Origin of the sequence: Pseudomonas lundensis, from assembly GCF_015377145.2 — a bacterium.
GTDB lineage: Bacteria > Pseudomonadota > Gammaproteobacteria > Pseudomonadales > Pseudomonadaceae > Aquipseudomonas > Aquipseudomonas lundensis.
This window is the reverse complement of record NZ_CP062158.2, coordinates 3424902-3449781: the sequence shown is the minus strand read 5'-3', so window position 1 is coordinate 3449781 and position 24880 is coordinate 3424902. Positions and strand designations below refer to the sequence as shown.

The 24880-nt window shown below is 55.3% G+C and carries 27 protein-coding genes and 1 tRNA gene; 24 read left to right on the top strand and 4 right to left on the bottom strand.

Annotation, left to right across the window (positions count from 1 at the left end; translation table 11 throughout):
• Positions 1-15 precede the first annotated feature (15 nt).
• Positions 16-858 carry a mechanosensitive ion channel family protein gene (locus tag IF654_RS16245; RefSeq protein ID WP_047278015.1) on the top strand — a complete coding sequence of 281 codons (843 nt, stop codon included), beginning with the start codon at positions 16-18 and terminating at the stop codon, positions 856-858.
• A 230-nt stretch (positions 859-1088) separates the two neighbouring features.
• Here the strand turns inward: IF654_RS16245 and IF654_RS16240 are convergent, their stop codons facing one another.
• A complete protein-coding gene (locus IF654_RS16240; RefSeq protein WP_047276741.1) occupies positions 1089-2372 on the bottom strand; it encodes an OprD family porin in 1284 nt (427 codons plus the stop codon).
• A 733-nt stretch (positions 2373-3105) separates the two neighbouring features.
• Here IF654_RS16240 and IF654_RS16235 point away from each other — a divergent pair.
• Positions 3106-3537, top strand: coding sequence for an HIT domain-containing protein (locus IF654_RS16235; RefSeq protein WP_083333354.1), 432 nt, complete (start codon positions 3106-3108; stop codon positions 3535-3537).
• Positions 3534-3740: a SlyX family protein gene (locus tag IF654_RS16230; RefSeq protein WP_047278009.1), complete on the top strand. Its 207-nt coding sequence runs from the start codon at positions 3534-3536 to the stop codon at positions 3738-3740. The genes IF654_RS16235 and IF654_RS16230 overlap by 4 nt, the downstream gene beginning before the upstream one ends.
• Positions 3741-3811: 71 nt before the next feature.
• On the opposite strand, the gene IF654_RS23170 is transcribed toward IF654_RS16230, so the two are convergent.
• Positions 3812-4414 (bottom strand): cold-shock protein, encoded by a 603-nt coding sequence (locus tag IF654_RS23170; protein WP_083333355.1) that lies wholly within the window; start codon positions 4412-4414, stop codon positions 3812-3814.
• 735 nt (positions 4415-5149) lie between these two features.
• On the opposite strand from IF654_RS23170, the gene IF654_RS16220 reads away from it, so the two are divergent.
• The 17 genes from IF654_RS16220 to IF654_RS16140 all read left to right on the top strand — a co-directional run bounded on the left by IF654_RS16220 (position 5150) and on the right by IF654_RS16140 (position 18293).
• Positions 5150-5512: a ribbon-helix-helix domain-containing protein gene (locus IF654_RS16220; protein ID WP_047278006.1), complete on the top strand. Its 363-nt coding sequence runs from the start codon at positions 5150-5152 to the stop codon at positions 5510-5512.
• 178 nt (positions 5513-5690) lie between these two features.
• Positions 5691-5912 carry an FmdB family zinc ribbon protein gene (locus IF654_RS16215; protein ID WP_047276733.1) on the top strand — a complete coding sequence of 74 codons (222 nt, stop codon included), beginning with the start codon at positions 5691-5693 and terminating at the stop codon, positions 5910-5912.
• A 112-nt stretch (positions 5913-6024) separates the two neighbouring features.
• On the top strand, positions 6025-7800 hold the full coding sequence (gene aspS, locus IF654_RS16210) for an aspartate--tRNA ligase (protein WP_047276729.1): 1776 nt from the start codon (positions 6025-6027) through the stop codon (positions 7798-7800).
• A gap of 120 nt (positions 7801-7920) precedes the next feature.
• Positions 7921-8667: a YebC/PmpR family DNA-binding transcriptional regulator gene (locus IF654_RS16205; protein WP_047276727.1), complete on the top strand. Its 747-nt coding sequence runs from the start codon at positions 7921-7923 to the stop codon at positions 8665-8667.
• A gap of 128 nt (positions 8668-8795) precedes the next feature.
• Complete coding sequence (gene ruvC, locus IF654_RS16200) at positions 8796-9320, top strand: crossover junction endodeoxyribonuclease RuvC (RefSeq protein ID WP_047276725.1); 525 nt, start codon at positions 8796-8798, stop codon at positions 9318-9320.
• Positions 9321-9427: 107 nt separating this feature from the next.
• Positions 9428-10036, top strand: a complete 609-nt coding sequence (ruvA, locus tag IF654_RS16195) for a Holliday junction branch migration protein RuvA (protein ID WP_047276723.1) — start codon at positions 9428-9430, stop codon at positions 10034-10036.
• Entirely contained in the window at positions 10037-11095 is a 1059-nt protein-coding gene (gene ruvB, locus IF654_RS16190; protein WP_047276721.1) for a Holliday junction branch migration DNA helicase RuvB, read from the top strand. It begins immediately after the preceding gene.
• 138 nt (positions 11096-11233) lie between these two features.
• Entirely contained in the window at positions 11234-11701 is a 468-nt protein-coding gene (gene ybgC, locus IF654_RS16185; protein ID WP_047276719.1) for a tol-pal system-associated acyl-CoA thioesterase, read from the top strand.
• Positions 11691-12386: a protein TolQ gene (tolQ, locus tag IF654_RS16180; protein WP_047276717.1), complete on the top strand. Its 696-nt coding sequence runs from the start codon at positions 11691-11693 to the stop codon at positions 12384-12386. Before ybgC ends, tolQ begins: the two co-directional genes overlap by 11 nt.
• Positions 12387-12409: 23 nt before the next feature.
• Positions 12410-12862 carry a protein TolR gene (gene tolR, locus IF654_RS16175; RefSeq protein WP_162199712.1) on the top strand — a complete coding sequence of 151 codons (453 nt, stop codon included), beginning with the start codon at positions 12410-12412 and terminating at the stop codon, positions 12860-12862.
• Positions 12862-13956 carry a cell envelope integrity protein TolA gene (gene tolA / locus IF654_RS16170; RefSeq protein ID WP_047276713.1) on the top strand — a complete coding sequence of 365 codons (1095 nt, stop codon included), beginning with the start codon at positions 12862-12864 and terminating at the stop codon, positions 13954-13956. The genes tolR and tolA overlap by 1 nt, the downstream gene beginning before the upstream one ends.
• Positions 13957-14003: 47 nt before the next feature.
• The gene (gene tolB, locus IF654_RS16165; RefSeq protein WP_213936080.1) at positions 14004-15254 is read left to right on the top strand and encodes a Tol-Pal system beta propeller repeat protein TolB; all 1251 of its coding nucleotides are present in this window, start codon (positions 14004-14006) and stop codon (positions 15252-15254) included.
• A 55-nt stretch (positions 15255-15309) separates the two neighbouring features.
• Positions 15310-15810: a peptidoglycan-associated lipoprotein Pal gene (gene pal, locus IF654_RS16160; RefSeq protein ID WP_003441254.1), complete on the top strand. Its 501-nt coding sequence runs from the start codon at positions 15310-15312 to the stop codon at positions 15808-15810.
• A 6-nt stretch (positions 15811-15816) separates the two neighbouring features.
• Positions 15817-16638, top strand: a complete 822-nt coding sequence (gene ybgF, locus IF654_RS16155; RefSeq protein ID WP_047281010.1) for a tol-pal system protein YbgF — start codon at positions 15817-15819, stop codon at positions 16636-16638.
• Between the two features lie 163 nt (positions 16639-16801).
• Entirely contained in the window at positions 16802-17449 is a 648-nt protein-coding gene (queE, locus tag IF654_RS16150) for a 7-carboxy-7-deazaguanine synthase QueE (RefSeq protein WP_047276706.1), read from the top strand.
• Position 17450: 1 nt separating this feature from the next.
• Positions 17451-18143: a 7-cyano-7-deazaguanine synthase QueC gene (queC, locus tag IF654_RS16145; RefSeq protein ID WP_047283010.1), complete on the top strand. Its 693-nt coding sequence runs from the start codon at positions 17451-17453 to the stop codon at positions 18141-18143.
• A gap of 74 nt (positions 18144-18217) precedes the next feature.
• Positions 18218-18293 (top strand) — tRNA-Lys (locus IF654_RS16140).
• Positions 18294-18435: 142 nt separating this feature from the next.
• Here IF654_RS16140 and IF654_RS16135 read toward each other — a convergent pair.
• Positions 18436-19701: a cytidine/deoxycytidylate deaminase family protein gene (locus tag IF654_RS16135; protein ID WP_047295329.1), complete on the bottom strand. Its 1266-nt coding sequence runs from the start codon at positions 19699-19701 to the stop codon at positions 18436-18438.
• Between the two features lie 186 nt (positions 19702-19887).
• Between IF654_RS16135 and IF654_RS16130 the strand changes: the two genes are divergently transcribed.
• Both IF654_RS16130 and nadA read left to right on the top strand, forming a co-directional pair.
• The gene (locus IF654_RS16130; protein WP_047276703.1) at positions 19888-20577 is read left to right on the top strand and encodes a type 1 glutamine amidotransferase domain-containing protein; all 690 of its coding nucleotides are present in this window, start codon (positions 19888-19890) and stop codon (positions 20575-20577) included.
• Positions 20578-20828: 251 nt separating this feature from the next.
• Entirely contained in the window at positions 20829-21887 is a 1059-nt protein-coding gene (nadA, locus tag IF654_RS16125; RefSeq protein ID WP_047277983.1) for a quinolinate synthase NadA, read from the top strand.
• A gap of 71 nt (positions 21888-21958) precedes the next feature.
• Here nadA and IF654_RS16120 read toward each other — a convergent pair whose 3' ends face one another.
• Positions 21959-23389, bottom strand: a complete 1431-nt coding sequence (locus tag IF654_RS16120) for a M48 family metalloprotease (protein WP_047276699.1) — start codon at positions 23387-23389, stop codon at positions 21959-21961.
• Between the two features lie 113 nt (positions 23390-23502).
• Between IF654_RS16120 and IF654_RS16115 the strand changes: the two genes are divergently transcribed.
• Positions 23503-23742 carry a sulfurtransferase TusA family protein gene (locus IF654_RS16115; RefSeq protein WP_047276697.1) on the top strand — a complete coding sequence of 80 codons (240 nt, stop codon included), beginning with the start codon at positions 23503-23505 and terminating at the stop codon, positions 23740-23742.
• A 32-nt stretch (positions 23743-23774) separates the two neighbouring features.
• Entirely contained in the window at positions 23775-24845 is a 1071-nt protein-coding gene (locus IF654_RS16110; RefSeq protein ID WP_169836920.1) for an AI-2E family transporter, read from the top strand.
• Positions 24846-24880: the final 35 nt, after the last annotated feature.

Here is a 24880-nt window from a genome sequence, read left to right as displayed (position 1 = left end):
TACAAGGAGAGATAAATGGACTTGAACGCTGAAGTGGATCACTTGATCAAGGCTTCGCAAGCCTGGATTCCGATGATCATGGAGTACGGCAGCCGCGTGCTGCTGGCCCTGATTACACTGGCTGTGGGCTGGTGGTTGATCAACCGCCTGACCGCCAAGCTGGGTAATCTGCTGGCGTTGCGCAAGGCTGATCTGGCCCTGCAAGGCTTTATCAGCAGTCTGGCCAACATCATTCTCAAAGTGCTGCTGGTGGTGAGTGTCGCCTCAATGATCGGCATTCAGACCACCTCATTTGTGGCGGCGATCGGTGCGGCGGGGCTGGCAATCGGTTTGGCGTTGCAAGGCAGCCTGGCGAACTTTGCCGGCGGGGTGCTGATTCTGTTGTTCCGTCCGTTCAAGATCGGTGACTGGATTGAGGCGCAGGGCGTGAGCGGCACCGTCGACAGCATTCAGATTTTCCATACCGTGCTGCGCACAGGCGATAACAAGACGGTCATCGTGCCCAATGGCAATTTGTCCAACGGCATCATCACCAACTACAACCGCCAACCGACGCGCAAGGTGGTGTTTGATGTGGGCGTTGATTACGAGGCCGATCTGCAGAAGGTGCGCGAGGTGTTGCTGGCGTTGGCGGATGACCCGCGCGTACTCAAAGATCCTGCTCCGGTAGTAGTGGTGACCACGTTGGGTGACAGTGCTATCACCATGTCGTTACGCGTGTGGGTGGATACGCCGAACTATTGGGACGTGCTGTTCATGTTCAACGAACAGTCCCGTGATCGACTAAAAGCAGCCAATATTGATATTCCGTTCCCGCAGCGCGTGATCCGCGTGGTGCAAGAGTCGGCAGCAGAATAATTGCTGGGAATATCACGGCCTGGACGTCTGTGTGATTGAACAATTGAAGGGGCGAGAGCCTCTTTAATTGTTTTTGGCGGGTGCCTTTAGTGGTCGGGACGGTATCGACAAGCACTAAAGAAGTTAGTTAGCTTGCTATATGGCTGAGTCCGGACATTAAAAAGCCATGCCCTCTTTGAAGGGCATGGCTTTGTTTGAACACGATGCGGTTAAGGCGTTAACGCACTTAATTACAAGATGTTCAGCGGGTACTCAACGATCACGCGAACGTCGTTGGTATCAACGCCGTAGTTGCTGGTGGTGCGGTAAACCGAGCTACGCAGGCGGAAAGACAAGTCTTTGGCCGGGCCTTCTTGCATCACGTATTTGCTCTCGAAGTTGAATTCGTGTTCTTTGCCTTCGCCTTCGGAGGTGGAGATGTTGTCACCGTTGACATAACGGGCCATGAAGCTCAGGCCGGGTACGCCGTAGCTGGCCATGTTCAGGTCGTAACGACCCTGCCAGGAGCGTTCGTCCTTGCCGTTAAAGTCGGAGTACTGCACGGAGTTGGCGAGGAAGATAGAGCCGCCGCCGTCTACGCCGTAGTAGTAGCCGCTGTCACCGGTGGAGCGCTGGTAGGCCAGGGTGAATTTGTGTGCGCCCAGGCTGTAGGCTGCTGCCAAGCTCCAGATTTTGTTGTCGACGTCGCCCGCCAGCTCTTTGCCCTGGCTAGAGGTGCGGTAGCCGTTGAAGTCGAAGTTCAGGGCCTGGGACTCGGCGATCGGCAGGGTGTAGTTCAGGTTGACGTATTGCTTCTTGAAGTAATCGTCAACGTCCGATGCGGCTACGCCACCGACGAAGTTATCGGTGAACTGGTAGGTCGCGCCGGCGATGTTGGCTGCCGTCAGGCCGGGCTCGCCCGGGCCGTTGATGCTGTCGCGACCCATGCCGGTCTGGGAGCTCAGGCTGGTGAAGCGACCTGCGCTCAGTTCAAGCCCTTTGATTTCCTTGCTGGTGAGCAAGGTGCCGGTCGCGACTTCAGGCAGCAAGCGGCTGTCATCGGTAGAGAAGACCGGGCTGGCGACAAACTGGTTGCCGTATTTCAGAACGGTGTCGGAGATGCGGAATTTGACTGCGCCACCGATCTTCGATTGTGTGTCTTCAGGATCACCATTGCCTCGCGTGGCGAACAGGCCGTTGCCCTGGCGACCTGCACCGCCATCCAGGCGTACGGTGCCCATTGCAAAAGCATCGACACCTACGCCCACGGTGCCTTGAGTGAAGCCGGACTCGTAGTTGAGCAGTTCGCTCAGGCCCCAGTCTTCGCGATAACCGCTTTTGAATCCGCCACCCTCTTTAGCGATGTTGCCAGCGCCATTACGGTAGTCACGGTTCATGTACAACATGCGGGTTTTGGACGTCAGGGTGCTGTCTTCAATGAAACCCTTGGCTTCGTCCTGAGACGATGCCATTGCGAACTGCGTAGTCCCGGCTGATACAGCCAGTGCGATCATGCTCCACTTCATCACGCGCATCGTGATTTGCTCCTTTGGTTTTCGGAAGAGTACTGCCGTCCCACCTGAATTTTTATCTGGGCGGCTCTTTCTTTTTGTGTCGGCGCAAACTTATATCACGCCGGCCCTATTGGCGATACTTACCCTCATAAGCTTTCAGCTTCTTTACAGCCGTGTCGCAAAACACGTTTTTGAAGTCGTAAATATGCGGCGGTCATGAGTGTTTGTACATGTTGTCGAAACTGCTTTTACTGTTTGGGGGGCGGCGCGTTCTGTCGTGAAACCACGGGTTAGAAGCGCCACTTCCCAGATTCTGATCTAGGGTTGTTAATCGCAGGCCCGTTCCCTTCCCAAGGGCGTGCCCTCGATATAGATAGGCTCTATGCAACAAGCATGCTCAAATCTTGAAAAATTTTGAAAAAATTTATAAGTCGGGGATTGCGGGTATTGGTGCGGCCTTGAGCGAAGGGGCTGCGCGCCTTGTATCAGGCTTGGCGCAACGTGTGTTACCCGATTGTAAAATTTCCGGGCGTTGGGGCGACCAAGATGTTACCGGTTCACACCTAACCTTGGTTTCGGTGACAGTTGTGTGCACCAAAACCAGTCAGCTGTTTCGTTTTGGTGCGGCTTTGTGTAATCGCTCTAGCCGTGTTACGTGATGCAAGCCTGAATCACAGGTATCCTGCACTGCGCTGGCTGGCGGTTGATGCGTCTGGTCACTGGTAAAATTCCCCGTCGTACAGGAGAACATTCAGTGTTCGCTTTGGATTCTCGTCTCAAACAGGATACGTGGCTGATAGGGGAGCTCCCTTTGTGCAGCCTTTTGCTGTCCAACGACTCAAATTACCCCTGGTTCATTTTGGTGCCGCGCCGCGAGGGTATAAGTGAGTTGTTTCAATTGGATGACGATGATCAGCAATTGATGTGGCGTGAAACCACTGCAGTGGCGCGTGTACTGATGGAACTGTTGTGTGCGGACAAAATGAATGTGGCCACGTTGGGCAATGTGGTCAAGCAGATGCACATGCATGTCATCGCCCGTTACACCACGGATCCTGCCTGGCCTGGCCCGGTCTGGGGCAAGCATCCGGCCAAGCCCTACACGCGTGATGCGGTACTGGGCTTGCGTGACAAGCTCAAAGCGATTATGGGTGACGTGTTAACTATTTCGGAGGGTGCGTTGTGACGCTTGAAGCTCGTGTGACGGATCTTGAAACCCGTTTGGCTTTTCAGGATGACACCATCCAGGCATTGAATGACGTGCTGGTGGCTCAACAAAATGCGGTTGATCGGTTGCAAATGCAGATCGCGGCATTGCTCAAACGTCAGGAAGAAATGGGTGGGCAGTTCGAGTCTTTTGAGGATGAGGCGCCTCCGCCTCATTACTGATTCTGCTGGCAGAGAATAAAAAAAACCGCGATCAGCCAAGCTGTTCGCGGTTTTTTATTTGGCGCGGGAAATCAGCGGCGTGGCAATGCTGCAATGACGTCTTCAGCTTGCAAGCCTTTGTCGCGGTTCATGACCGAAAACTCGACGCGTTGGCCTTCTACCAGAACGCGGTGGCCTTCGCCGCGAATGGCACGAAAGTGCACGAAAATATCATCACCGGAGTCGCGGGAAATAAAACCGAAGCCTTTAGAGGTGTTAAACCACTTCACGGTCCCTGTATCGCGGTTGGTCATATCGTAGTTTTGCGAAGCTGACGAAGGTGAGGATTTGTAAAAACTCACTGCCAGATGCAGAAGCACGGCCAGTACAGCCGGTACAAGGCTGAGCAGGACGGCAGGCTGATCGCCGATCGGCCGCAGAAGGTCAAACAGGGTGAGTGTTTGCAGAACCACCGAAAGGACAAGCAAGGCGCTGACAAGGTTTTGCAGTTGGTGGCGTGCTCCTTTATTCCAGAATGGAATGACAGGTGCCAGTGTGAGGTTGAGTAAGCCGAGAAATACCAGGTAAAGGGCATCGGCGTGTTGCAGGTAAGGGACCGCTTCGGACTGTAGGCTGGGTACGAAGGACAGCAGCAAGGCCGCTGTTCCCGTCACCAAGTGGACGATTTTCAACATTTCGATTGACTCACATTAAGATGGATCGCAAGGAAGAGCTGAGTGGGTACGGTTCGCTTCTGAAAAAAAATGGAGGCGTTGGACACGTACGTTTATCAGCCTATGCACCTTCACCAAGCCTTGGTGGAAGCGACACGCTGCCTATTTAACAGTAAAGCGGGGTGCTTCTCAAATTATGGGTCCTGAACGGTAAATAAAGGTGTTTCCTTCGAGTGCGTAGGATGCATCCTTTTCTTGCTTTGGCTATGACTCGGCGGGTGCATGATTTGATGTTGTAGCGTTGTGGATTTATTTCTAAAGCTGAAAGGTGTTGAGGTTTTTTGGTAATGGATGAATTTTGTTTCGCTTTGAAGTTTGGCGGTTTTTAAATAAAGCCTATATATATTTATTCAGTCGTATGGGAGGTGCGCTGTTTTTTTTTAGTTGGTGTGAGTGGGGGCGGTGTTGCGCATATATGAGGTGAAGGAAAAGTGGGTGTGAAGTCTATGGGTGTTACTCAATGGATAGGAAAGGTCGGTCGCTCGGTTGGGTGAGTTTGAATGACGGCCTGCCTAGGGGGTGGGCGCTTGAGGGGTCGGGCTTGGGCGTTCAAGAATTCAATCGGTGCAGCGGGAGAGCTCCTACGTATTTGCGGGTGAGATCTGCTGGATTAGAACTTTTACATAATGTTTTATGTAAGGGTGTTTCAGGAAATATTAATTAACTTAAATGGTGTTGCGATGGAGTGCTCTAAATATGGGGCGATTAATCAGGCATGAAGGGGCGGGTGGCAGAGTAGTTCAACGGGTCAAAATTGATCCTGCCATTCTTGATTTTGGGATGTCTTTGGCTCGACCGTTATCGCGATCGGTCAGATTAAACGGGTTTGCAACATGTCTTCGTCTGGAGGAGGTGTATTGGGAGGTGTTATCCGAGATAGCGCGCAATAATGATTGCTCAATAAATGCTTTGTTGTCTTACGTCGACAGAGAGGTCCACCTGCGGCACGGCGGGGTAAAAAACTTCAGTGGACTGATTCGTGTTGTGTGCGTCATGCACCTCTCCAATGCTGTGCGCGGAACGACTGAAGCGCCACAAAAGCAGTTCTTTTGGGGGTAAGTCACCCATTGGCAAATCGAGTGCCGGTGTTCAGAGACTTGTAATCGCTCAATCTTTATGGTGCCTTTAGCTTGATATGGCCGCTCGCGCGGCTGCAAAGGCTCGATTTACCAGATATAATCTCGCGCTTTGTGGCCCTCTGAAGGGGGCGCCGCTAACAGATAGTCGAGATACGCCAATGCCCATGTACGATTATCAATGTGCTTCCTGCGGTCATCAGTTGGAAGCCATTCAAAAAATCAGTGACACGCCACTGATCGATTGTCCTGCCTGCCAGGCGCCTGAATTGAAGAAACTGCTGTCCATGCCGGGCTTTCGCCTGAGTGGCACGGGCTGGTATGAAACAGATTTCAAGACAGGCTCGAAAAAGAATCTGGCAAGCGGCGACAAATCCGACTGAGATTGAGCGAAAACAGTCTGAATATGAGCGGGGTCTTGCGCATCACTCTCCAGTAGTAAGGGTGCGCAAGGCCTCCACCGAATTTCGAATTACGAGAAGTGAAAACACGACCATGATGCGCAGCCATTATTGCGGCCAACTGAACGAAAGCCTGGAAGGCCAGGAAATTACCCTTTGCGGATGGGTACACCGTCGCCGTGACCACGGTGGGGTTATTTTCCTCGATATCCGTGATCGTGACGGTCTGGCCCAAGTGGTTTTCGATCCGGACCGTGCTGAAACCTTCGCTGCCGCAGATCGCGTGCGTAGCGAGTACGTCGTAAAGGTGACCGGTAAAGTCCGTCTGCGTCCGGCAGGTGCCGGTAACGCCAACATGGCGTCTGGCATGATCGAAGTGCTGGGCTACGAGCTGGAGGTGCTGAACGAAGCAGAGACCCCGCCGTTCCCGCTGAACGAATTTTCTGACGTAGGCGAGGAAACCCGTCTGCGTTATCGCTTTATTGACCTGCGTCGCCCAGAAATGCTCGAGAAGCTGCGCCTGCGTTCGCGCATGACCACCAGCATTCGTCGCTATCTGGATGAAAACGGCTTCCTGGATGTCGAAACGCCGATTCTGACCCGTGCCACGCCAGAAGGTGCGCGTGACTATCTGGTGCCGAGCCGTACTCATGCAGGCAGTTTCTTTGCCTTGCCTCAATCGCCACAGCTGTTCAAGCAGCTGCTGATGGTTGCCGGTTTTGATCGCTACTACCAGATCGCCAAGTGCTTCCGCGACGAAGACTTGCGTGCCGATCGTCAGCCTGAGTTCACTCAGATTGACATCGAGACCAGCTTCCTTGATGAAAAAGACATCATGGGCCTGACTGAAGGCATGATTCGCACCCTGTTCAAGGAAGTGCTGGATCTGGAATTCGGCGAATTCCCGCACATGACGTTTGAAGAGGCCATGCGCCGTTATGGCTCCGACAAGCCAGATTTGCGTAACCCGCTTGAGCTGGTAGATGTTGCCGATCAACTCAAGGATGTTGAATTCAAGGTCTTCAGTGGCCCGGCCAACGACCCTAAAAGCCGCGTTGCAGCGTTGCGCGTTCCGGGCGGGGCGAGCATGCCGCGCAGCAAGATCGATGATTACACCAAATTCGTGGGCATTTATGGTGCTCGCGGCCTGGCCTACATCAAGGTCAACGAGCGCGCCAAGGGTGTTGAGGGTCTGCAGTCGCCGATCGTTAAAAACATTCCGGAAGCGAATCTCAATGTCATCCTTGATCGCGTAGGTGCCGTGGATGGCGACATCGTGTTCTTTGGCGCCGATAAAGCCAAGATCGTGAGCGAGGCGCTGGGTGCGCTGCGTATCAAGGTGGGTAACGATCTGAACCTGCTGACCTGCGAGTGGGCCCCGATGTGGGTCGTTGACTTCCCGATGTTCGAAGAGAACGAAGACGGTAGCTTCAGCGCCTTGCATCACCCGTTCACGGCGCCCAAGTGTTCGCCTGAGGAGCTGGAAGCCAACCCTGCAACCGCGCTGTCCCGTGCTTACGACATGGTGTTGAACGGTACTGAGTTGGGTGGCGGTTCCATCCGTATCCACCGTAAAGAAATGCAACAAGCGGTCTTCCGCCTGTTGGGCATCGACGAAGCGGAACAGGAAGAGAAGTTCGGCTTCCTGCTGGACGCATTGAAGTACGGTGCGCCGCCGCACGGTGGTCTGGCGTTCGGTCTGGATCGTCTTGTCATGCTGATGACCGGCGCTCAGTCGATTCGTGAAGTCATTGCGTTCCCGAAAACCCAGAGTGCTGCCTGCGTCATGACTCAGGCCCCTGGCATGGTGGATGCGAAGGCGCTGCGAGAGCTGCATATTCGTTTGCGTGAACAGCCTAAGGCTGAGTAAGACGGAACAGCGAAGGCGCATCCCCGGATGCGCCTTTCTCGTTGGACCGGAAATTTTATTGCTGACTGGCACTTCGGTGCCAATTGGCAAGGTTTCACAGACAAGGATTCGGAGTAGGTTATGGCAGGTCATTCTAAGTGGGCGAACATCAAGCACCGCAAAGAGCGTCAGGATGCCAAAAAAGGCAAGATTTTCACCAAGTGGATTCGTGAGCTGACCGTCGCGGCGCGTCAGGGTGGCGGTGATCCGGCGTCCAACCCACGGTTGCGTCTGGCGCTGGACAAGGCGCTCGGGGCAAACATGAGTCGCGATGTCATTGATCGTGCGGTCGCCCGAGGTGCCGGTGCGGCTGATACCGATGACATGGTGGAGCTGAGTTACGAAGGTTACGGTCCCGGTGGCGTGGCGGTGATGGTTGAGTGCATGACCGACAACCGCAACCGGACTGCAGCGGCTGTGCGTCATGCTTTCAGCAAGTGCGGTGGCAATCTGGGTACCGATGGCTCTGTGGCCTACTTGTTCGAGCGTAAAGGCCAGATTTCGTATACCGCTGACGTTGATGAAGATGCGCTGATTGAAGCGGCGATGGAGGCTGATGCGGATGACGTTGTGACCAATGAAGACGGGTCGATCGATGTGTTTACATCGTTCTCGAGCTTCTACGCGGTTCGCAACGCATTGGAGGCTGCAGGTTTTAAGCCGGCTGATGCCGAAATCGTGATGTTACCCACCACGAGTGCCGAGCTGGATCTGGAGGGGGCTGAAAAGATCCTCAAGCTGATCGATATGCTTGAGGATCTGGATGACGTGCAAAACGTTTACTCCAACGCCGAGATTCCCGAGGCTGTGCTGGAACAGCTTGCCTGATACCTCGCTGTAATCCTGGAAGCCGGAGGTGCAACGCTGCGATGATCGCAGGCTGTGCACCTCCGGCTTCTGCCTTTAAGCTGTCCGGGTTCATGCCCGAGGGCATCACTTCTAAAGCTGCAGGCGTTATGACTCTTATTCTTGGTATCGATCCCGGTTCGCGAATTACCGGCTATGGCGTGGTGCAGGATACCGGTCGTGGCTGTGTGTACGTGGCTTCGGGGTGTATTCGTACAGGCAACGGCGAAATGCATGAGCGGCTGCAGATCGTTTATCGCGGCGTGCGCGAAGTGATCCAGACGTACGGTCCGGTTACGATGGGCATTGAAAAAGTGTTTATGGGGCGTAATGCGGACTCTGCATTAAAGCTGGGTCAGGCCCGCGGCGCGGCGATCGTGGCTGGCGGTGAAGAGAGCCTGGAAATTGCCGAGTACACGGCGACTCAAATCAAGCAGGCCGTTGCAGGCACGGGGGGCGCGAATAAAGAGCAGGTCATGATGATGGTCATGCATTTGCTCAAGCTGACCACAAAGCCGCAAATCGATGCTTCCGATGCCCTGGCAATTGCGTTGTGCCACGCGCACACGCGCTCCAGTCTGCTGCCGCACGGGTTGGGCGCAGCGCGCAGTCGGGGCGGTCGTCTGCGTCTTTAAGGGCATGTATGCCGTGTGTGAGCGCTGCGAATGATTGCCTGTGCAATTGTGCAGCGCCCCGGTCTCATTAGTTAGCCATTGATCTGGCCTGAAAAAGGATCTGAAACGTGATTGGACGCTTGCGCGGTACTCTCGCTGAAAAACAGCCCCCTCACCTGATTCTGGATGTAAATGGCCTGGGTTATGAGGTCGAGGTCCCGATGACTACGCTCTATCGCCTGCCTTCAATCGGCGAGCCCTTGACCCTGCATACCCATCTGGTGGTTCGCGAAGATGCGCAGTTGCTCTATGGTTTCAGTGGCAAGCGAGAGCGCGATTTTTTTCGCGAGCTGATTCGACTCAATGGCGTGGGCCCGAAACTGGCGCTGGCATTGATGTCCAGCCTGGAAGTCGATGAACTGGTGCGTTGCGTGCAGGCACAGGACACGTCGGCGCTGACCAAGGTGCCGGGGGTTGGCAAGAAAACTGCCGAGCGCCTGTTGGTCGAGTTGAAGGATCGGTTCAAGGCCTGGGAGCAGGTGCCGAGCATGTTTGCGCTGGTGCCCAATCAGCCGGATGCGCCGGTGCAAGTCGCCAGCGCTGAAAGCGATGCGGTCAGCGCTTTGATTTCTTTGGGCTATAAGCCTCAAGAGGCGAGTAAAGCCGTGTCAGCCATTAAGGACAAAACGTTGAGCAGTGAAGATATGATTCGCCGGGCCCTGAAGGGAATGATTTAAGTGATTGAAGCTGATCGTTTGATAACCGCTTCCAGTGGACGTGACCGCGAAGACGTTCAGGATCGTGCGATCCGTCCACTGAGTCTGGCTGACTATATTGGCCAGCCGGCAGTGCGTGAGCAGATGGAGTTGTTCATTCAGGCGGCGCGGGGGCGTGCTGAGTCGTTGGACCACACGTTGATTTTCGGTCCGCCGGGCTTGGGTAAAACCACCTTGGCGAACATCATCGCGCAGGAAATGGGGGTTTCCATCAAAAGTACGTCGGGCCCGGTACTTGAGCGGCCGGGAGATCTGGCGGCCTTGCTGACCAATCTGGAGCCCCATGATGTGCTGTTCATTGACGAGATCCATCGTCTGTCGCCCATTGTCGAGGAAGTTTTGTACCCGGCCATGGAAGATTTTCAGCTGGACATCATGATCGGTGAGGGGCCTGCTGCCCGCTCGATCAAGCTGGACTTGCCGCCGTTTACGCTGGTTGGGGCAACAACCCGTGCCGGGATGCTGACCAACCCACTGCGCGACCGCTTCGGTATCGTTCAGCGGCTTGAGTTCTACGGCACGGATGATCTGGCGACGATCGTCAGTCGTTCCGCGGGAATTTTCGGTTTGCCGCTGGATCCTGAAGGTGCGTACGAAATTGCACGGCGTGCCCGCGGTACGCCGCGTATCGCCAATCGATTACTGCGTCGGGTGCGTGACTTTGCCGAAGTGCGGGCCAAGGGGCACATCACCAAATCGGTGGCGGATCTGGCACTCAACCTACTGGATGTGGATGAGCATGGTTTTGATCATCAGGACCGGCGATTGCTGTTAACCATGATCGAGAAGTTCGATGGTGGGCCGGTTGGGGTCGACAGTCTTGCAGCGGCGATCAGTGAAGAGCGCCATACCATTGAGGATGTGCTGGAGCCGTATTTGATTCAGCAGGGCTATATCATGCGTACGCCGCGAGGGCGGGTCGTGACCCGGCATGCGTATTTGCACTTCGGTCTGAATATTCCGTCGCGTTTGGGCGAAATGCCGGGCGCTAATGAATTCTCGAACGCGCTGGATGATTAATTAAGGCGTAATGAGTCGATTTTTTTGCCGTTTTTGATGTCACAAGGGCTGGCGCTGAAAATCCTGGGTCTTAAAGTCTAAGAAGAGTGAAAAACAGTGGTCTGGCGGATTGGCAACCTGAGGAGTAAGCACTAGAGTATGCGCGCGCAAAACAGGCTTGAGCCGTTCGCACATCGCTGTCGCGTTTATTACGAAGACACCGATGCGGGTGGCGTCGTGTATTACGTAAATTATCTAAAGTTTATGGAGCGGGCTCGAACCGAAAGGCTGCGGGAGCTGGGGTTTGCCCAGTCCGAGCTGGCAGGCGAGAACCTGTTATTTGTCGTGCATTCCAGCGAGGCGCGTTATCACGCACCGGCGCGACTGGACGACGAACTGTTGGTAACTGCGCAAGTAATAGAACTCAACCGTGCCAGCTTGCGTTTCAAACAGCAGGTCTGGCGGGCTGCGGACTCAACGTTGCTCTGTGAAGGGCAGTTTTTGGTGGCCTGTGTGCGCGCCGATAGTTTCAAACCCCGGGCCATTCCCGAAGCTTTACGTACGGCCTTTGCCGACGTGAGCGGCGCGGGTAAACATTTAGAGCAGGAGATAAAGCGTGGAAGCTAACGTCGTCGACCATTCCTCCATGTGGAGCTTGGTCAGCAATGCCAGCATTGTTGTGCAATTGGTAATGTTGACCCTGCTGGCCGCATCGGTTACCTCGTGGGTCATGATTTTTCAGCGCAGCACCATGCTGCGTGCCGGTCGACGTGCCCTGGAAAGCTTTGAAGAGCGCTTCTGGTCGGGTATCGATCTGTCCAAGTTGTATCGCCAGGCGGGCAGTAACCCTGACCCGGATTCGGGCGTTGAACAGATCTTTCGTGCGGGTTTCAAGGAGTTTTCCCGTCTGCGTCAGCAGCCAGGCGTCGATCCTGAGGCTGTCATGGAGGGCGTGGCCCGTGCCATGCGCGTGGCCATTTCCCGTGAAGAAGAAAAGCTGGAGCAAAGCCTGCCGTTCCTTGCAACGGTCGGTTCCGTTAGCCCGTACATCGGTCTGTTCGGTACGGTGTGGGGCATCATGAACTCCTTTCGCGGGCTGGCGACTGCACAGCAGGCCACGCTGGCAACCGTAGCACCCGGTATCGCCGAAGCACTGGTGGCTACCGCGATCGGTCTGTTTGCTGCAATCCCGGCTGTTATCGCTTACAACCGCTTTGCTGCGCGTAGCGAAACCCTGATCAGTCGCTACTACACCTTCGCCGATGAATTCCAGGCGATCCTGCACCGCAAAGTGCACACCAGCGAAGAATAAGCAGGTATTTTCCAATGGCTTTAATCGCTCGAGCTCGCAAGAAGCGCAAGCCGGTCGCCGAGATGAACGTAGTGCCTTACATCGACGTGATGTTGGTACTACTGGTCATTTTCATGGTGACGGCGCCCATGCTCAACCAGGGTGTGAAAGTGGATTTGCCCAAAGTCTCCAGCGAGGCTTTGCCGCAAGACAACAACACTCAGGTTCTGACTATTTCGATCAAGGCTGACAAGACCTACTTCTGGAACCTTGGCAGCGAAGTCGACACTGAAAAGCAGATGGACAAGGCCATGACCTTGCCGCAGATGACCGATGCCGTGACCAAAATCATTCGTGCCGGCAATGAGGGTGGCAAACACACCCAAGTCTTTATTCGCGGTGACAAGTCGGTGGATTACGGCGCGGTAATGGGTGCCATGGGCGGCTTGCAGAAAGCCGGCGTCGGTAACGTTGGCTTGATCACCGAGGCTCCCTGATGCGCGAACAGCGGGAGCCGTCCGCCTCTGAAAATTATTTTTGGCCTACAGTTTGGGCGGTGGGGCTGCACGTCCTGATTTTTGGCATGCTCTTCGCCAGTTTTGCCATGACGCCGGAATTGCCACCCTCCAAGCCGATTGTTCAAGCAACCTTGTATCAACTGAAGTCAAAAAGTCAGGCGACGACCCAAACCAATCAAAAGATTGCGGGTGAGGCAAAGAAATCTGCCGCACGTCAGACCGAAGTTGAGCAGATGGAGCAAAAAAAGGTTGAGCAGGAAGCCGTGAAAGCGGCAGAGCAAAAGAAAGAAGAGGCTGCCGAGAAAGCCGCAGAGGCCAAGAAGGCTGACGAAGCCAAGGCCAGCGAAGCCAAAAAGGCCGAAGAAGCTAAAAAAGCGGACGAAGCCAAGAAGGCTGATGATGCTAAAAAAGCTACCGAAGCTAAAAAGGCTGAAGAAAAGAAATTGGCTGACATAGCCAAAAAGAAATCTGAGGAAGAGGCCAAAAAAGCCGCTGAAGAAGAGGCGAAGAAAAAGGCCGCCGAAGAAGCCAAGAAAAAGATTGTCGAAGATGCGAAGAAGAAAGCGGCTGAAGATGCCAAGAAAAAGGCCGTAGCGGACGAGGCAAAAAAGAAAGCCGCCGAAGACGCGAAGAAAAAAGCGTCTGCCGATGCTGCCAAGAAGAAGGCAGTAGAAGCAGCGCGTAAATCGACCGAAGAGAAAAAGGCCCAGGCCTTGGCAGATTTGCTTTCTGACACGCCCCAACGCCAACAAGCCTTGGCAGAGGAGCAGGGCGATGAGGTCGCCGGTAGTTTTGATGACCTGATTCGTGCCCGGGCAGCAGAAGGGTGGGCTCGTCCTCCTTCGGCTCGCAAGAACATGACAGTGGTGCTGCAAATCGGCATGTTGCCGGATGGCACGGTAACTTCGGTTACGGTTGCCAGGTCCAGCGGTGACGGACCTTTTGACAGTTCGGCTGTGGCGGCGGTCAAGAATATTGGCCGTTTAACGGAGATGCAGGGTTTGAAGCCCAGCGAATTCAATCCTTATCGATCATTCAAGATGACATTCACACCTGAGGATCTAGCCTTGTGATTAACTTTTTTCGAGGACTGCTAGTCGTCGTCTGCTGCTTTGCAGGGATGGCAATGGCGGAAGAAAAGAACATTCTGGTCACCAGCGGTAGCGACCGGGCCACACCGATTGCCGTGGTTCCATTCGGCTGGCAGGGTGGTTCCGTTCTGCCGGACGACATGGCGGAGATCATTGGTAATGACCTGCGCAACTCGGGTTACTACGCGCCGATTCCAAAGCAGAACATGATCAGCTTGCCGACCCAGGCGAGTGAAGTCATTTTCCGTGACTGGAAAGCGCTGGGTGCCCAATACGTTATGGTCGGTAATATTGTTCCGGCGGGCGGTCGTTTGCAGGTGCAATATGCCCTGTTCAACGTGGCCACCGAGCAACCGGTTCTGACCGGCAGTGTTTCCGGTACTGCTGAGCAACTGCGAGACATGGCGCATTACATCTCCGATCAGTCGTTTGAAAAGCTGACCGGTATTAAAGGTGCATTCTCAACCCGTCTGTTGTACGTGACGGCTGAGCGCGCCAGCGCCAACAACACGCGCTACACTTTGCAGCGTTCGGATTACGACGGTGCGCGTGCAGTCACACTGCTGCAATCGCGTGAACCGATTCTGTCGCCGCGTTTTGCGCCAGATGGCAAGCGCATTGCTTATGTATCGTTCGAACAAAAACGTCCGCGTATCTTCATGCAGAACATTGATACCGGCCGTCGCGAGCAAATCACCAACTTCGAAGGCCTCAACGGTGCTCCTGCGTGGTCACCGGACGGTTCGAAGCTGGCATTTGTGTTGTCCAAAGATGGCAACGCTGAAATTTACGTGATGAACCTGGCTTCTCGTCAGTTGACGCGCGTGACCAACAGCCCGGCTATCGATACCGAACCGTTCTGGGGTAAAGATGGGTCTACTATCTACTTCACCTCTGACCGTGGCGGTAAACCACAAATCTACAAAACCACAGTCGGTAGCGGTAATGCAGAACGCGTGACATTTATCGGGAACTACAACGCCAGTCCGAAGCTTTCGGCAGACGAAAAGACCCTGGTAATGATTCATCGTCAGGATGGTTTCACGAACTTCCGTGTCGCAGCGCAAGATTTGCAGCGTGGAAGCGTAAAAATACTCACAGATACCAACCTTGATGAGTCAGCTACTGTTGCGCCCAACGGCACCATGGTAATCTACGCCACCCGCCAGCAGGGCCGGGGAGTCTTGATGCTCGTGTCCATTAACGGACGCGTAAGGCTCCCTCTTCCTACCGCTCAAGGCGAAGTCAGAGAACCTTCCTGGTCCCCTTACCTGAACTGACGTGGTGATAGCTTTACGTTGCACTTAACACTTGGGGTTCATTAGGAGTTTTACGATGGAAATGCTGAAGTTTGGTAAATTTGCTGCGCTGGCACTGGCCATGGCTGTAGCTGTAGGTTGCTCGTCCAAAGGCGGCGACAATGCCGGTGAAGGCGCTGCTGTTGATCCAAACGCTGGTTACGGCGCAAACACAGGCGCTGTTGATGGCTCCCTGAGCGAAGAAGCTGCTCTGCGTGCTATCACTGTTTTCTACTTCGAATACGACAGTTCGGACCTGAAACCAGAAGCTATGCGCGCTCTGGACGTTCACGCAAAAGACCTGAAAGCTAACGGCGCTCGCGTTGTTCTGGAAGGTAACACTGACGCCCGTGGTACTCGTGAGTACAACATGGCACTGGGCGAGCGTCGTGCGAAAGCCGTTCAACGCTACCTGGTACTGCAAGGTGTTTCTCCAGCACAGCTGGAGCTGGTGTCCTACGGTAAAGAGCGTCCGATCGCTACTGGCAACGACGAACAGTCGTGGGCTCAGAACCGTCGCGTCGAACTGCGTAAGTAATTCGTCATGCGAACGTGCCGCCGTGCTGTAACTATTCTGACTCTCAGCCTCATGCCGCTTGCGGTTTGGGCTGCGGTTCCTGTGGTCGATGACAACTCTGGCTATAACAATAGCGGGGGGAGTTATCCGTCAACGGGTTACGGTGCGAGCGGCGCCTATGCCGGGGGAGGGGTTTCGGCCCCTGTCTCGGCACAGGGCGAGCTGTTCAACCAGTTGCAACAAATGCAGGAACAGATTGCACGCCAACAGGGTGTGATTGAAGTTCTGCAAAATGATATTTCGCGCATGAAGCAAGAAAGCCTGGAGCGATACCAGGATCTTGATCGGCGTATTGGTGCTGGCATTGCTCCTGCTGCCACGCCTGATAATTCGTCATCGGGTGGCAGCAATACCGCCGCCAGTAATACGGCCGCGCCTGCACCTCAGGCCGCCGCCAGTTCCGAGCCGGGTGATCCTGCGAAAGAAAAGCTCTATTACGATGCTGCTTTCGACTTGATCAAGGCCAAAGATTTCGACAAGGCCAGTCAGGCTTTCACTGCCTTTTTGCGCAAATACCCTAACAGTCAGTACGCCGGTAACGCGCAGTACTGGCTGGGTGAGGTGAATTTGGCGAAAGGGGATTTGCAGGCTGCAGGCCAGGCATTTGCTAAAGTCAGCCAGCTTTATCCCAAGCATGGGAAGGTGCCTGACTCTTTGTACAAGTTGGCTGATGTAGAGCGCCGTCTTGGCCATGCCGATAAGGTTAAAGGCATCCTGCAGCAAGTGGTGTCTCAATATCCGGGCACATCGGCAGCGCAATTGGCGCAGCGCGATTTGCAGCGCATGTAAGCTCTCAAACGCTTTCATCGAGAAACCCGCGCCTGTCGCGGGTTTTTTCGTTAGAATCCACGCCCTTTTATGAAATACGCTCTTCTGAGTACTGCGTTGGCAGATTCTTTGGAGTGCCTGACGGAGGCGGACAGCCTGTTTAGCTGTTACGCCCGTGGCGGATATGCAAGACACATTGAGAATTACCGAAGTTTTTTACTCGTTGCAGGGTGAAACGCGAACGGCTGGCTTGCCGACCGTTTTTGTTCGCCTTACCGGTTGCCCGTTGCGCTGTGGTTATTGCGACAGCGCTTACGCATTCAGTGGCGGCACTGTGAGACCTCTTGAGGACATACTCGAGCAGGTGGCAAGTTATCGTCCGCGTTACGTCTGTGTTACGGGGGGGGAGCCGCTGGCGCAGCCCAACGCAATTCCTTTACTGACGCAGCTCTGTGATGCCGGGTATGAAGTCTCCATCGAGACCAGTGGCGCGCTGGATATTTCGGCAGTTGATCCACGCGTCAGTCGCGTGCTTGATTTGAAAACCCCTGGCTCTAAAGAATCCCATCGTAACCTCTACGAAAATATCGCGTTGCTGACATCCAATGATCAGGTCAAGTTTGTGATCTGTTCGCGTGATGACTACGACTGGGCTGTTTCGAAGTTGATCGAGTATGGATTGGAGCGGCGAGCGGGCGAGGTGCTGTTTTCGCCAAGCCATCATGATTTGTCGGCCCGTGACCTGGCCGACTGGATCGTAGCGGACAACTTGCCTGTGCGTTTGCAAATGCAGTTGCACAAATACTTATGGAATGATGAGCCGGGGCGCTGAAATGACGGAACAATCGGTTGTAAGAGAGAAAAGAGCGGTCATTCTGTTGTCGGGTGGCCTGGATTCGGCGACCGTTGTCGCCATGGCTCGCGCCGAGGGCTACAGCTGCTACACGATGAGCTTTGATTATGGCCAGCGCCATCGTGCGGAACTTGATGCCGCAGCGCGTGTTGCACGTGATCTGGGGGTCATTGACCACAAGGTCATTGGCCTGAACCTGGACGGCATCGGAGGGTCGGCGCTGACCGACAGCTCGATTGACGTGCCTGAGGCGCCAAGTGAAGGTATTCCCGTCACCTATGTCCCGGCGCGCAATACGGTGTTCCTGTCGTTGGCATTGGGTTGGGCCGAGGTACTGGATGCCCAAGATATTTTTATCGGCGTGAACGCTGTGGACTATTCAGGCTATCCGGATTGCCGTCCCGAGTTTGTCGCGGCTTTTGAAGTCATGGCCAACCTTGCTACCAAGGCGGGTGTCGAAGGTAAGCCTTTCAGTATCAAGGCGCCTTTGCAAAATCTGAGCAAGGCACAGATCGTTCAGGCGGGCATACAGTTAGGCGTCGACTATTCGCTGACTGTTTCGTGCTATCAGGCCGATGACCAGGGCCGTGCATGCGGTAAGTGCGACAGCTGTCGCTTGCGTGCAGATGGCTTTGCAGCCGCCGGAATCAAAGACCCAACCCGTTATTTTTGATTTATTTCATATTTATTTTTAATCGGGTGTTGAATTCTCGTTAAAAATCAGTATTATACGTCCCACAACGAAGCGGGTCGTTAGCTCAGTTGGTAGAGCAGTTGGCTTTTAACCAATTGGTCGTAGGTTCGAATCCCACACGACCCACCATATCGCTACACCAAAACAGCCGGTCAGTACCTCAGGGTCTACCGGCTTTTTTGTGTCTTTAATTTGCCTGGAATGGACATACCTGCAACGGGTCGACGCCATCCAGTCGCGTCGTCCCGTTGGCGCTTGACGGCGAATTTAGCTAGTGCTTGCATCCGCCTTGCTGGGCGCTGGCAATCAACGCTTCGCTGAGCACTTGGGCGGGCGCCACTTGCACGCTTTGGGTATAAAAAGGCGGCAGCGTTTGCGCCAGTTCCGAAACGGCCTGTGCGGTGGTTGAGGCGGGCAACAGTACGTATTGAAAGTTCGAGGGGTAGCTCTGCGGTACGGGGCCTTCCATCGTTGATCCGTACGCCCCCAGTGTCATCACGGCCTGTGGTGTTGCGGGATCTGGGGCGTAAAGAAAGACGAATGTTCCGTATTTGGGGTGCGTCAGATATTGCTCGGCTTCGGCGCGCACTTCCGGTGACGGGTCATTCATGAGTTTCCAGCGCAGAACGGCGTAACCGCGCGTGGTCTCCATAAATGCCGTGCGGATGGGGGATTGTTTTTCACTCCCGCCCAAGCAGGTCAGCAAATTACCAAATGGATCAAGCAGCGCAACCGCGTTGAAGGCGCCGCCGTTGAGCTGGGCCTGTTGTGCAACGGCAATCAATGGGGCGCTCAGCTCGGCGCCAGGGTTGCGCGGGCTGGGTGAGACCGTTGTGAGTGCTTGGTCGCTCAATGCTGTTAGCGCTTGTCGTACGGGGCTGTTGGCAGGGAGGTCGGCGGGGTTTTTCAAGTGTGCCGGCTCGATGCCGCTGTTATTGCTGGACTCTCTGACGGTGTTCACGCTGGCTTCAAAAATGGATGACGTCAGGCAATACAACAACGAATCAATCGTCTGTCCTGCAAAGACCGGCGTGGTGCTGCCTGTAAAAGCACGGCTGAAGGGTGGTGCGACAGCGTAATAAGCCCAGCTTTTTTGCGCTTGTTCGCGTATGTGGAGGGGCAGAGTGGGGAAATCAAACGCGCTGTTGTAATTAATGCCCGCATAGGTATCGATTGCGCTGACGGCAACATTGAACCCCGCGGTGAGTAAAGAGCCTGCGCACATGGCGCACGGGTCGAGCGTTGTAACGATCGTGAGCTGCTGCGCAGGTGGCAGTTTGAGTGCGGCGGCGTTTTCGTAATACCAGTCCACCAATTGCCGTTCGCCATGGGCGGTAGGGTCGTGGGGTAGAAACCGGGTTGTGCCAGAGGCTGGCGGGTAGGGCATCAATACGTTGTTATGCATGGCTGCGATGATTTTTTTTGTGGCGTTATCAATGATGGCTCCGCCGACAGCAAAGGTTTTTTGATACGCCGCGTTGACTGACTCCGATGCCGCGACACCGACGGCTTCCTGCGCATTCGTGACTGTGGTCATGGCTTCAACTCCTGTTGGGTTGGATGCTGGCACGCTATTTCAAGTGCTGGGAAAACTCAGCGTAGCCGCTCACCCTGAGTCGGCAAACCTAATGGTCTATGCTCTCGCTTCGTTCCTCGGCTGAACCATTTGCAGTGATGTACAGCCCAAGTTGCGTGCATACCCGCTATTTACAGGAGGCTTACGATGAGCAAGAAAATGTTGGTGGTTTTGACCAGTGTCGAAAAATACCCGAACCTGCCGCGTGCCACGGGTTTATGGCTGGGGGAGGCGGTGCATTTCGTACAGAAGGTTGAGGCTGCAGGCTACACAGTCGACTTCGTCAGCCCTCAAGGTGGTTACACGCCGATCGACCCTCACAGTTTGGCCAAGGACATGGCAGCTGATATTGACTGGCAGTGGTATCACGATAAGTCGTTCATGAATCGCCTTGGCGCAACGCTCAAGCCAAGCGATATCAAGCCTGAAGACTACTGCGCTATTTACTTTGCAGGGGGCCACGGGGTCATCTGGGATTTCCCGGACAACGTTGAGCTGCAAACCATCAGCCGCGAGATTTATGAGTCGGGTGGAGTCGTGTCCTCGGTATGTCACGGGGCGGTCGGGCTGCTGAATATCATGCTCAGCGACGGCAAACTGCTGATTGAGGGGAAAAAACTCACGGGTTTCTCCAATGAAGAAGAGCAATTGGCCGGTTTGGCCGAAGTCGTGCCGTATTTGACCGAGACCGAGCTGGTCAAGCGTGGGGCCAAGTATGAGAAGGCGAGCCAGCCGTGGGCGGCTTATGCCGTTGCAGATGGGCGTTTGATTACGGGCCAGAACCCTGCGTCAGGTGGCGCTGTGGCTGAGCTTGTGCTTAAAGCGTTGAGCCAGTGAGTTAAGTTCTGCTGCCGATGCCTGGTGGCCTGCCAGTCATCGGCAGATTTGCCCTTGTGGCCCTGCAACACATCCCCTGCAAGACCTCCCCTGAAACATTAAACTTTTGAATCGCAAGCATATTCTGTAGCCTTGGCGAGCTGAATAGATGGTCCGTGCCTGATAACACACACTCTCCCGGCGGGACTCGACGGTCCGGAGCCGGTGGTACACTCGACTTTCGCGCAGTAGCGCCTGCAGGTCTTGCGAACATGACGCATATTTCCGAACGACTTCTGGTTCAAGCCCACCTTGATGCCAAGCAGCCTAAAGCCCTGACCCTGGAAGAAGAGGCTGCATTGCGTGCCGCCATCGCTGCCGAGCTCAAGGCGCAGGATGCGGTTCTGGTGGCTCATTTTTATTGCGATCCCGTGATTCAGGCGCTCGCCGAAGAAACAGGCGGTTGCGTTTCCGACTCGCTGGAAATGGCCCGTTTCGGTGCCGCGCATCCCGCAAAAACGGTACTGGTCGCCGGTGTTCGTTTCATGGGTGAAACGGCCAAAATCCTCACCCCTGAAAAGCGTGTGCTGATGCCGACGCTGGAAGCCACCTGCTCGCTGGACCTGGGTTGCCCGGTCGAAGCGTTTTCTGCGTTCTGTGACAAACACCCCGAGCGCACTGTGGTGGTTTACGCTAACACGTCAGCTGCGGTTAAAGCCCGTGCAGACTGGGTGGTGACATCAAGCTGTGCGCTGGAAATCGTCGAAAGCCTGATGGATAACGGCGAAACGATCATCTGGGGGCCTGACAAGCATCTTGGTCGCTATATCCAGCGCCAGACCGGGGCCGACATGTTGCTCTGGGATGGGGCGTGCATTGTCCATGAAGAGTTCAAGTCCAAGCAGCTCGAAGACATGAAGGCGCTGTACCCGGATGCGGCGATTCTGGTTCACCCTGAATCGCCCGAGTCGGTGATTGATCTGGCCGACGCCGTAGGCTCCACCAGTCAACTGATTGCCGCCGCGCAGAACCTGCCCAACAAGACCTTCATCGTGGCCACCGACCGCGGCATTTTTTACAAAATGCAGCAGCTGTGTCCTGACAAAGTCTTTATTGAAGCGCCTACGGCAGGCAATGGCGCGGCGTGCCGCAGCTGCGCCCATTGCCCGTGGATGGCAATGAATACGCTGGAACGTACGCTGGAATGTCTACAGAAGGGATCGAACGAGATCTTTGTCGATCCGGCGCTGGTGCCGCAAGCGGTTCGCCCACTCAAACGCATGTTGGACTTCACTCAAGCGGCCCGTTTGAAGCTGGCGGGCAACGCCTGAGTGTCGCTCTTGGGCGTAGGCACTGAAGGCGGTAGCTCACTCCCGTGAAGCTGCCGCCTTCAGGCGTGCTCTCAATTCATCATGTCTTTGATAGACCGCTCTTCATCCAGCAAATCACGTTGCCGAGCATCAATGCGCGATAGCAGCTGGAAGTTATTGGTCAGTTTTTTCGCCAGGTCCAGCTGTTGCAGGGCCTGACGGTAATCACCCACCAGTGCAAAGTACTCCGCCCGCGCCTGATGCAAGCCGATGATATTGCCCGAAAGGCCGCGGGTTTCAGCCACCGAGTACCAGACATCCGGGTCGTTCGGTCGACTCTTGAGCAAGGCTTCCAGTGCTTTATCTGCTTCGCCTGCTCTGTTCTGTTTAAGCAACAGATCGACACGCGCCTGATTGAGCGGGTAATTGCCCGGATACAGCGTACGCATCCGTTCGACCCGCTTTTGCGCATCGTCCAGTTGATTGCTGGCCATGTCGAGTTCGATCTGCGCCAGGTTGTACGTGATGTCGTTGGGCGATTTGTCGAGCAGCCGTTTCAGGTTGTCCCGAGCGTCCTTGAATTGACTGCCCTTGATCTGCGCGATGGCCAAACCGTAGCGGGCCACGTCGTTGTTCGGGTTTTCATCGAGTTGGACCCGGAAACGCTTGGCGGCAAGTCCGGGTGTTTCTTCGTAGTTGAGTTGCACCCGTGCGCGAATCAATTGATAGCGCAGGCTGTCCTCGGCGCCGCCGGGGCGGGCTTGTTCAGCACGGTTGCGGGTGTCTGCAATACGCGATTCGGTCACCGGGTGAGTCAGTAAAAATTCCGGTGGTTTGGCATCGAACCGGTATTGGCGCATCAGGCGCTCGAACATCGTCGGCATGGAGCGCGGGTCGTAACCGGCTTTCTCCAGATTAAGGATGCCAATGCGGTCTGCTTCCTGCTCGTTTTGCCGGGAGAAGCGTCGCTGCTCCTGAAATGCTGCGGCCTGAGTGCCCGCAATAGCGGCAATCCCGGCATCACCCGCCCCCGAGGCGGCGATGACGATGCCTGCCAGCAAGGCGGCCATCATGGGCAATTGCATGCGTTGTTGCGCTTCGACCCCGCGTGCGAAGTGCCGCTGCGACAAGTGGGCCAATTCGTGCGCCAGCACCGAGGCATACTCACCTTCGGTCTGCGCGTTGAGAAACAGGCCGCCGTTCACGCCGATGATTCCGCCGGGCGCGGCAAAGGCGTTGAGCTGGGGGCTGTTGATTAATATGAATTCAAGGCGCCGGTCCTGAACCTGGCTGGTTTCGACCAATTTATAGACGCTGGTTTCAACGTAGTCCTTGAGCTGCGGATCGTTAAGCTGCGAGACCTGGCCGCGCAACATGCTCAGCCAGGCGCGACCCAGTTTGTACTCTTGTTGAGGCGAAACAATGGAGGAGCTGGCATCACCCAACGACGGCAAATCGTCGGCGAAAAGCGGTGATGCGAGCAGGCAAGCGAGCGTCAACAGGGTCGGGCGCAGAAAATTCATGCACGAAGCTCTAGTCGATAAAGGGCTTACTGTAGCTGCACAGTGGGCTGGCGACCAGAGGCGGGTCAGCCTGGGGTATTCTAGTGCGCTACAAAATGCCTGAGGACGGGTAAATGACTGATGTGTTGGAACATGATTCGCTGCTGGACGCCAGCGGTCTGAATTGCCCGTTGCCGTTGCTCAAGGCGAAGATGGTACTCAATCAGATGAGCTCGGGTGCCGTGCTGAAGGTGATTGCGACTGATGCGGGCTCCCAGCGCGACTTCCGCACATTCGCGCGCCTGGCGGGGCATGAACTGCTCGGAGAGCAAGAGGATTCGGGCGTCTATCGTTATTGGTTGCGCAAGGCCTGACGCCCGGGCGACACCTTTTAAAAGGAATCTTGATGTTCAACGTGTTGCGTAACTGGATACAACGCTACTTTTCCGATGAGGAAGCGGTGGTGCTGGCCGTGTTGCTAGTGCTGGCGTTCACAGTGGTCTTGACCTTGGGCGGCATGCTGGCGCCTGTGCTGGCGGGCATGGTTCTGGCGTACCTCATGCAGGGGCTGGTGGTGGCACTGGAGCGCTTGCGCTTGCCTGGAGCGGTGGCCGTAGGGCTGGTGTTTGCGTTGTTCATGGGCCTGTTATTGCTGTTTATCGTGGTAGTGGTGCCGCTGCTGTGGCACCAATTGATCACGCTGTTCAATGAGCTGCCGGGCATGCTCGTCAAGTGGCAGTCGTTGCTGTTGTTGCTGCCTGAACGCTACCCGCATCTGGTCTCGGATGAGCAAGTGTTGCAGGCCATCGAGGTGGCGCGAGGGGAGATTGGCAAAGTGGGGCAATTGGCGTTGACCCTCTCGCTGTCCAGTCTGCCGCTGTTGGTCAACATCATGATCTATTTGGTACTGGTGCCGATTCTGGTGTTCTTCTTTCTCAAGGACCGGGCCATGATCGGCCGCTGGGTGCGCAGCTACTTGCCTCGCCAGCGTGCGCTGATTACCCGCGTGGCGCATGACATGAACCGTCAGATTGCCAACTACATTCGTGGCAAAGTCATCGAGATCATCATCTGCGGAGGCGTCACCTACATTGCGTTTGTCGTCATGGATCTCAATTACGCGGCATTGCTGGCCTTATTGGTGGGTGTGTCGGTGGTGGTGCCCTACGTAGGAGCGGTGGTCGTGACTGTGCCGGTGTGCCTGATTGCCTTGTTCCAGTGGGGCTGGAGCGATCAGTTCATTTACCTGATGGCGGTCTACGGAATCATTCAGACACTGGATGGCAACATTCTGGTGCCGTTGCTGTTTTCAGAAGCGGTGAGCTTGCACCCGGTGGCGATCATTTGCGCGGTGCTGTTGTTCGGTGGCTTGTGGGGCTTCTGGGGGGTGTTTTTTGCCATCCCGCTGGCCACGCTGTTCAAGGCGGTGCTGGATGCCTGGCCGCGCAAGCAGCAGGTTGTGGCGCCACTGCTATAGCCTTGCATTGCGGCGGGCATGAAAAAGCCCCGGCT

Excerpts from the sequence above, each read along its gene's own strand:
- IF654_RS16245 (WP_047278015.1), top strand. The coding sequence starts at position 16 with ATGGACTTGAACGCTGAAGTGGATCACTTGATCAAGGCTTCGCAAGCC.
- IF654_RS16240 (WP_047276741.1), bottom strand. The coding sequence starts at position 2,372 with ATGCGCGTGATGAAGTGGAGCATGATCGCACTGGCTGTATCAGCCGGG.
- IF654_RS23170 (WP_083333355.1), bottom strand. The coding sequence starts at position 4,414 with ATGTTGAAAATCGTCCACTTGGTGACGGGAACAGCGGCCTTGCTGCTG.
- IF654_RS16220 (WP_047278006.1), top strand. The coding sequence starts at position 5,150 with ATGGGGCGATTAATCAGGCATGAAGGGGCGGGTGGCAGAGTAGTTCAA.
- IF654_RS16215 (WP_047276733.1), top strand. The coding sequence starts at position 5,691 with ATGCCCATGTACGATTATCAATGTGCTTCCTGCGGTCATCAGTTGGAA.
- aspS (WP_047276729.1), top strand. The coding sequence starts at position 6,025 with ATGATGCGCAGCCATTATTGCGGCCAACTGAACGAAAGCCTGGAAGGC.
- IF654_RS16205 (WP_047276727.1), top strand. The coding sequence starts at position 7,921 with ATGGCAGGTCATTCTAAGTGGGCGAACATCAAGCACCGCAAAGAGCGT.
- ruvC (WP_047276725.1), top strand. The coding sequence starts at position 8,796 with ATGACTCTTATTCTTGGTATCGATCCCGGTTCGCGAATTACCGGCTAT.
- ybgC (WP_047276719.1), top strand. The coding sequence starts at position 11,234 with ATGCGCGCGCAAAACAGGCTTGAGCCGTTCGCACATCGCTGTCGCGTT.
- tolA (WP_047276713.1), top strand. The coding sequence starts at position 12,862 with ATGCGCGAACAGCGGGAGCCGTCCGCCTCTGAAAATTATTTTTGGCCT.
- tolB (WP_213936080.1), top strand. The coding sequence starts at position 14,004 with ATGGCAATGGCGGAAGAAAAGAACATTCTGGTCACCAGCGGTAGCGAC.
- pal (WP_003441254.1), top strand. The coding sequence starts at position 15,310 with ATGGAAATGCTGAAGTTTGGTAAATTTGCTGCGCTGGCACTGGCCATG.
- ybgF (WP_047281010.1), top strand. The coding sequence starts at position 15,817 with ATGCGAACGTGCCGCCGTGCTGTAACTATTCTGACTCTCAGCCTCATG.
- queE (WP_047276706.1), top strand. The coding sequence starts at position 16,802 with ATGCAAGACACATTGAGAATTACCGAAGTTTTTTACTCGTTGCAGGGT.
- queC (WP_047283010.1), top strand. The coding sequence starts at position 17,451 with ATGACGGAACAATCGGTTGTAAGAGAGAAAAGAGCGGTCATTCTGTTG.
- IF654_RS16135 (WP_047295329.1), bottom strand. The coding sequence starts at position 19,701 with ATGACCACAGTCACGAATGCGCAGGAAGCCGTCGGTGTCGCGGCATCG.
- IF654_RS16130 (WP_047276703.1), top strand. The coding sequence starts at position 19,888 with ATGAGCAAGAAAATGTTGGTGGTTTTGACCAGTGTCGAAAAATACCCG.
- nadA (WP_047277983.1), top strand. The coding sequence starts at position 20,829 with ATGACGCATATTTCCGAACGACTTCTGGTTCAAGCCCACCTTGATGCC.
- IF654_RS16120 (WP_047276699.1), bottom strand. The coding sequence starts at position 23,389 with ATGAATTTTCTGCGCCCGACCCTGTTGACGCTCGCTTGCCTGCTCGCA.
- IF654_RS16115 (WP_047276697.1), top strand. The coding sequence starts at position 23,503 with ATGACTGATGTGTTGGAACATGATTCGCTGCTGGACGCCAGCGGTCTG.
- IF654_RS16110 (WP_169836920.1), top strand. The coding sequence starts at position 23,775 with ATGTTCAACGTGTTGCGTAACTGGATACAACGCTACTTTTCCGATGAG.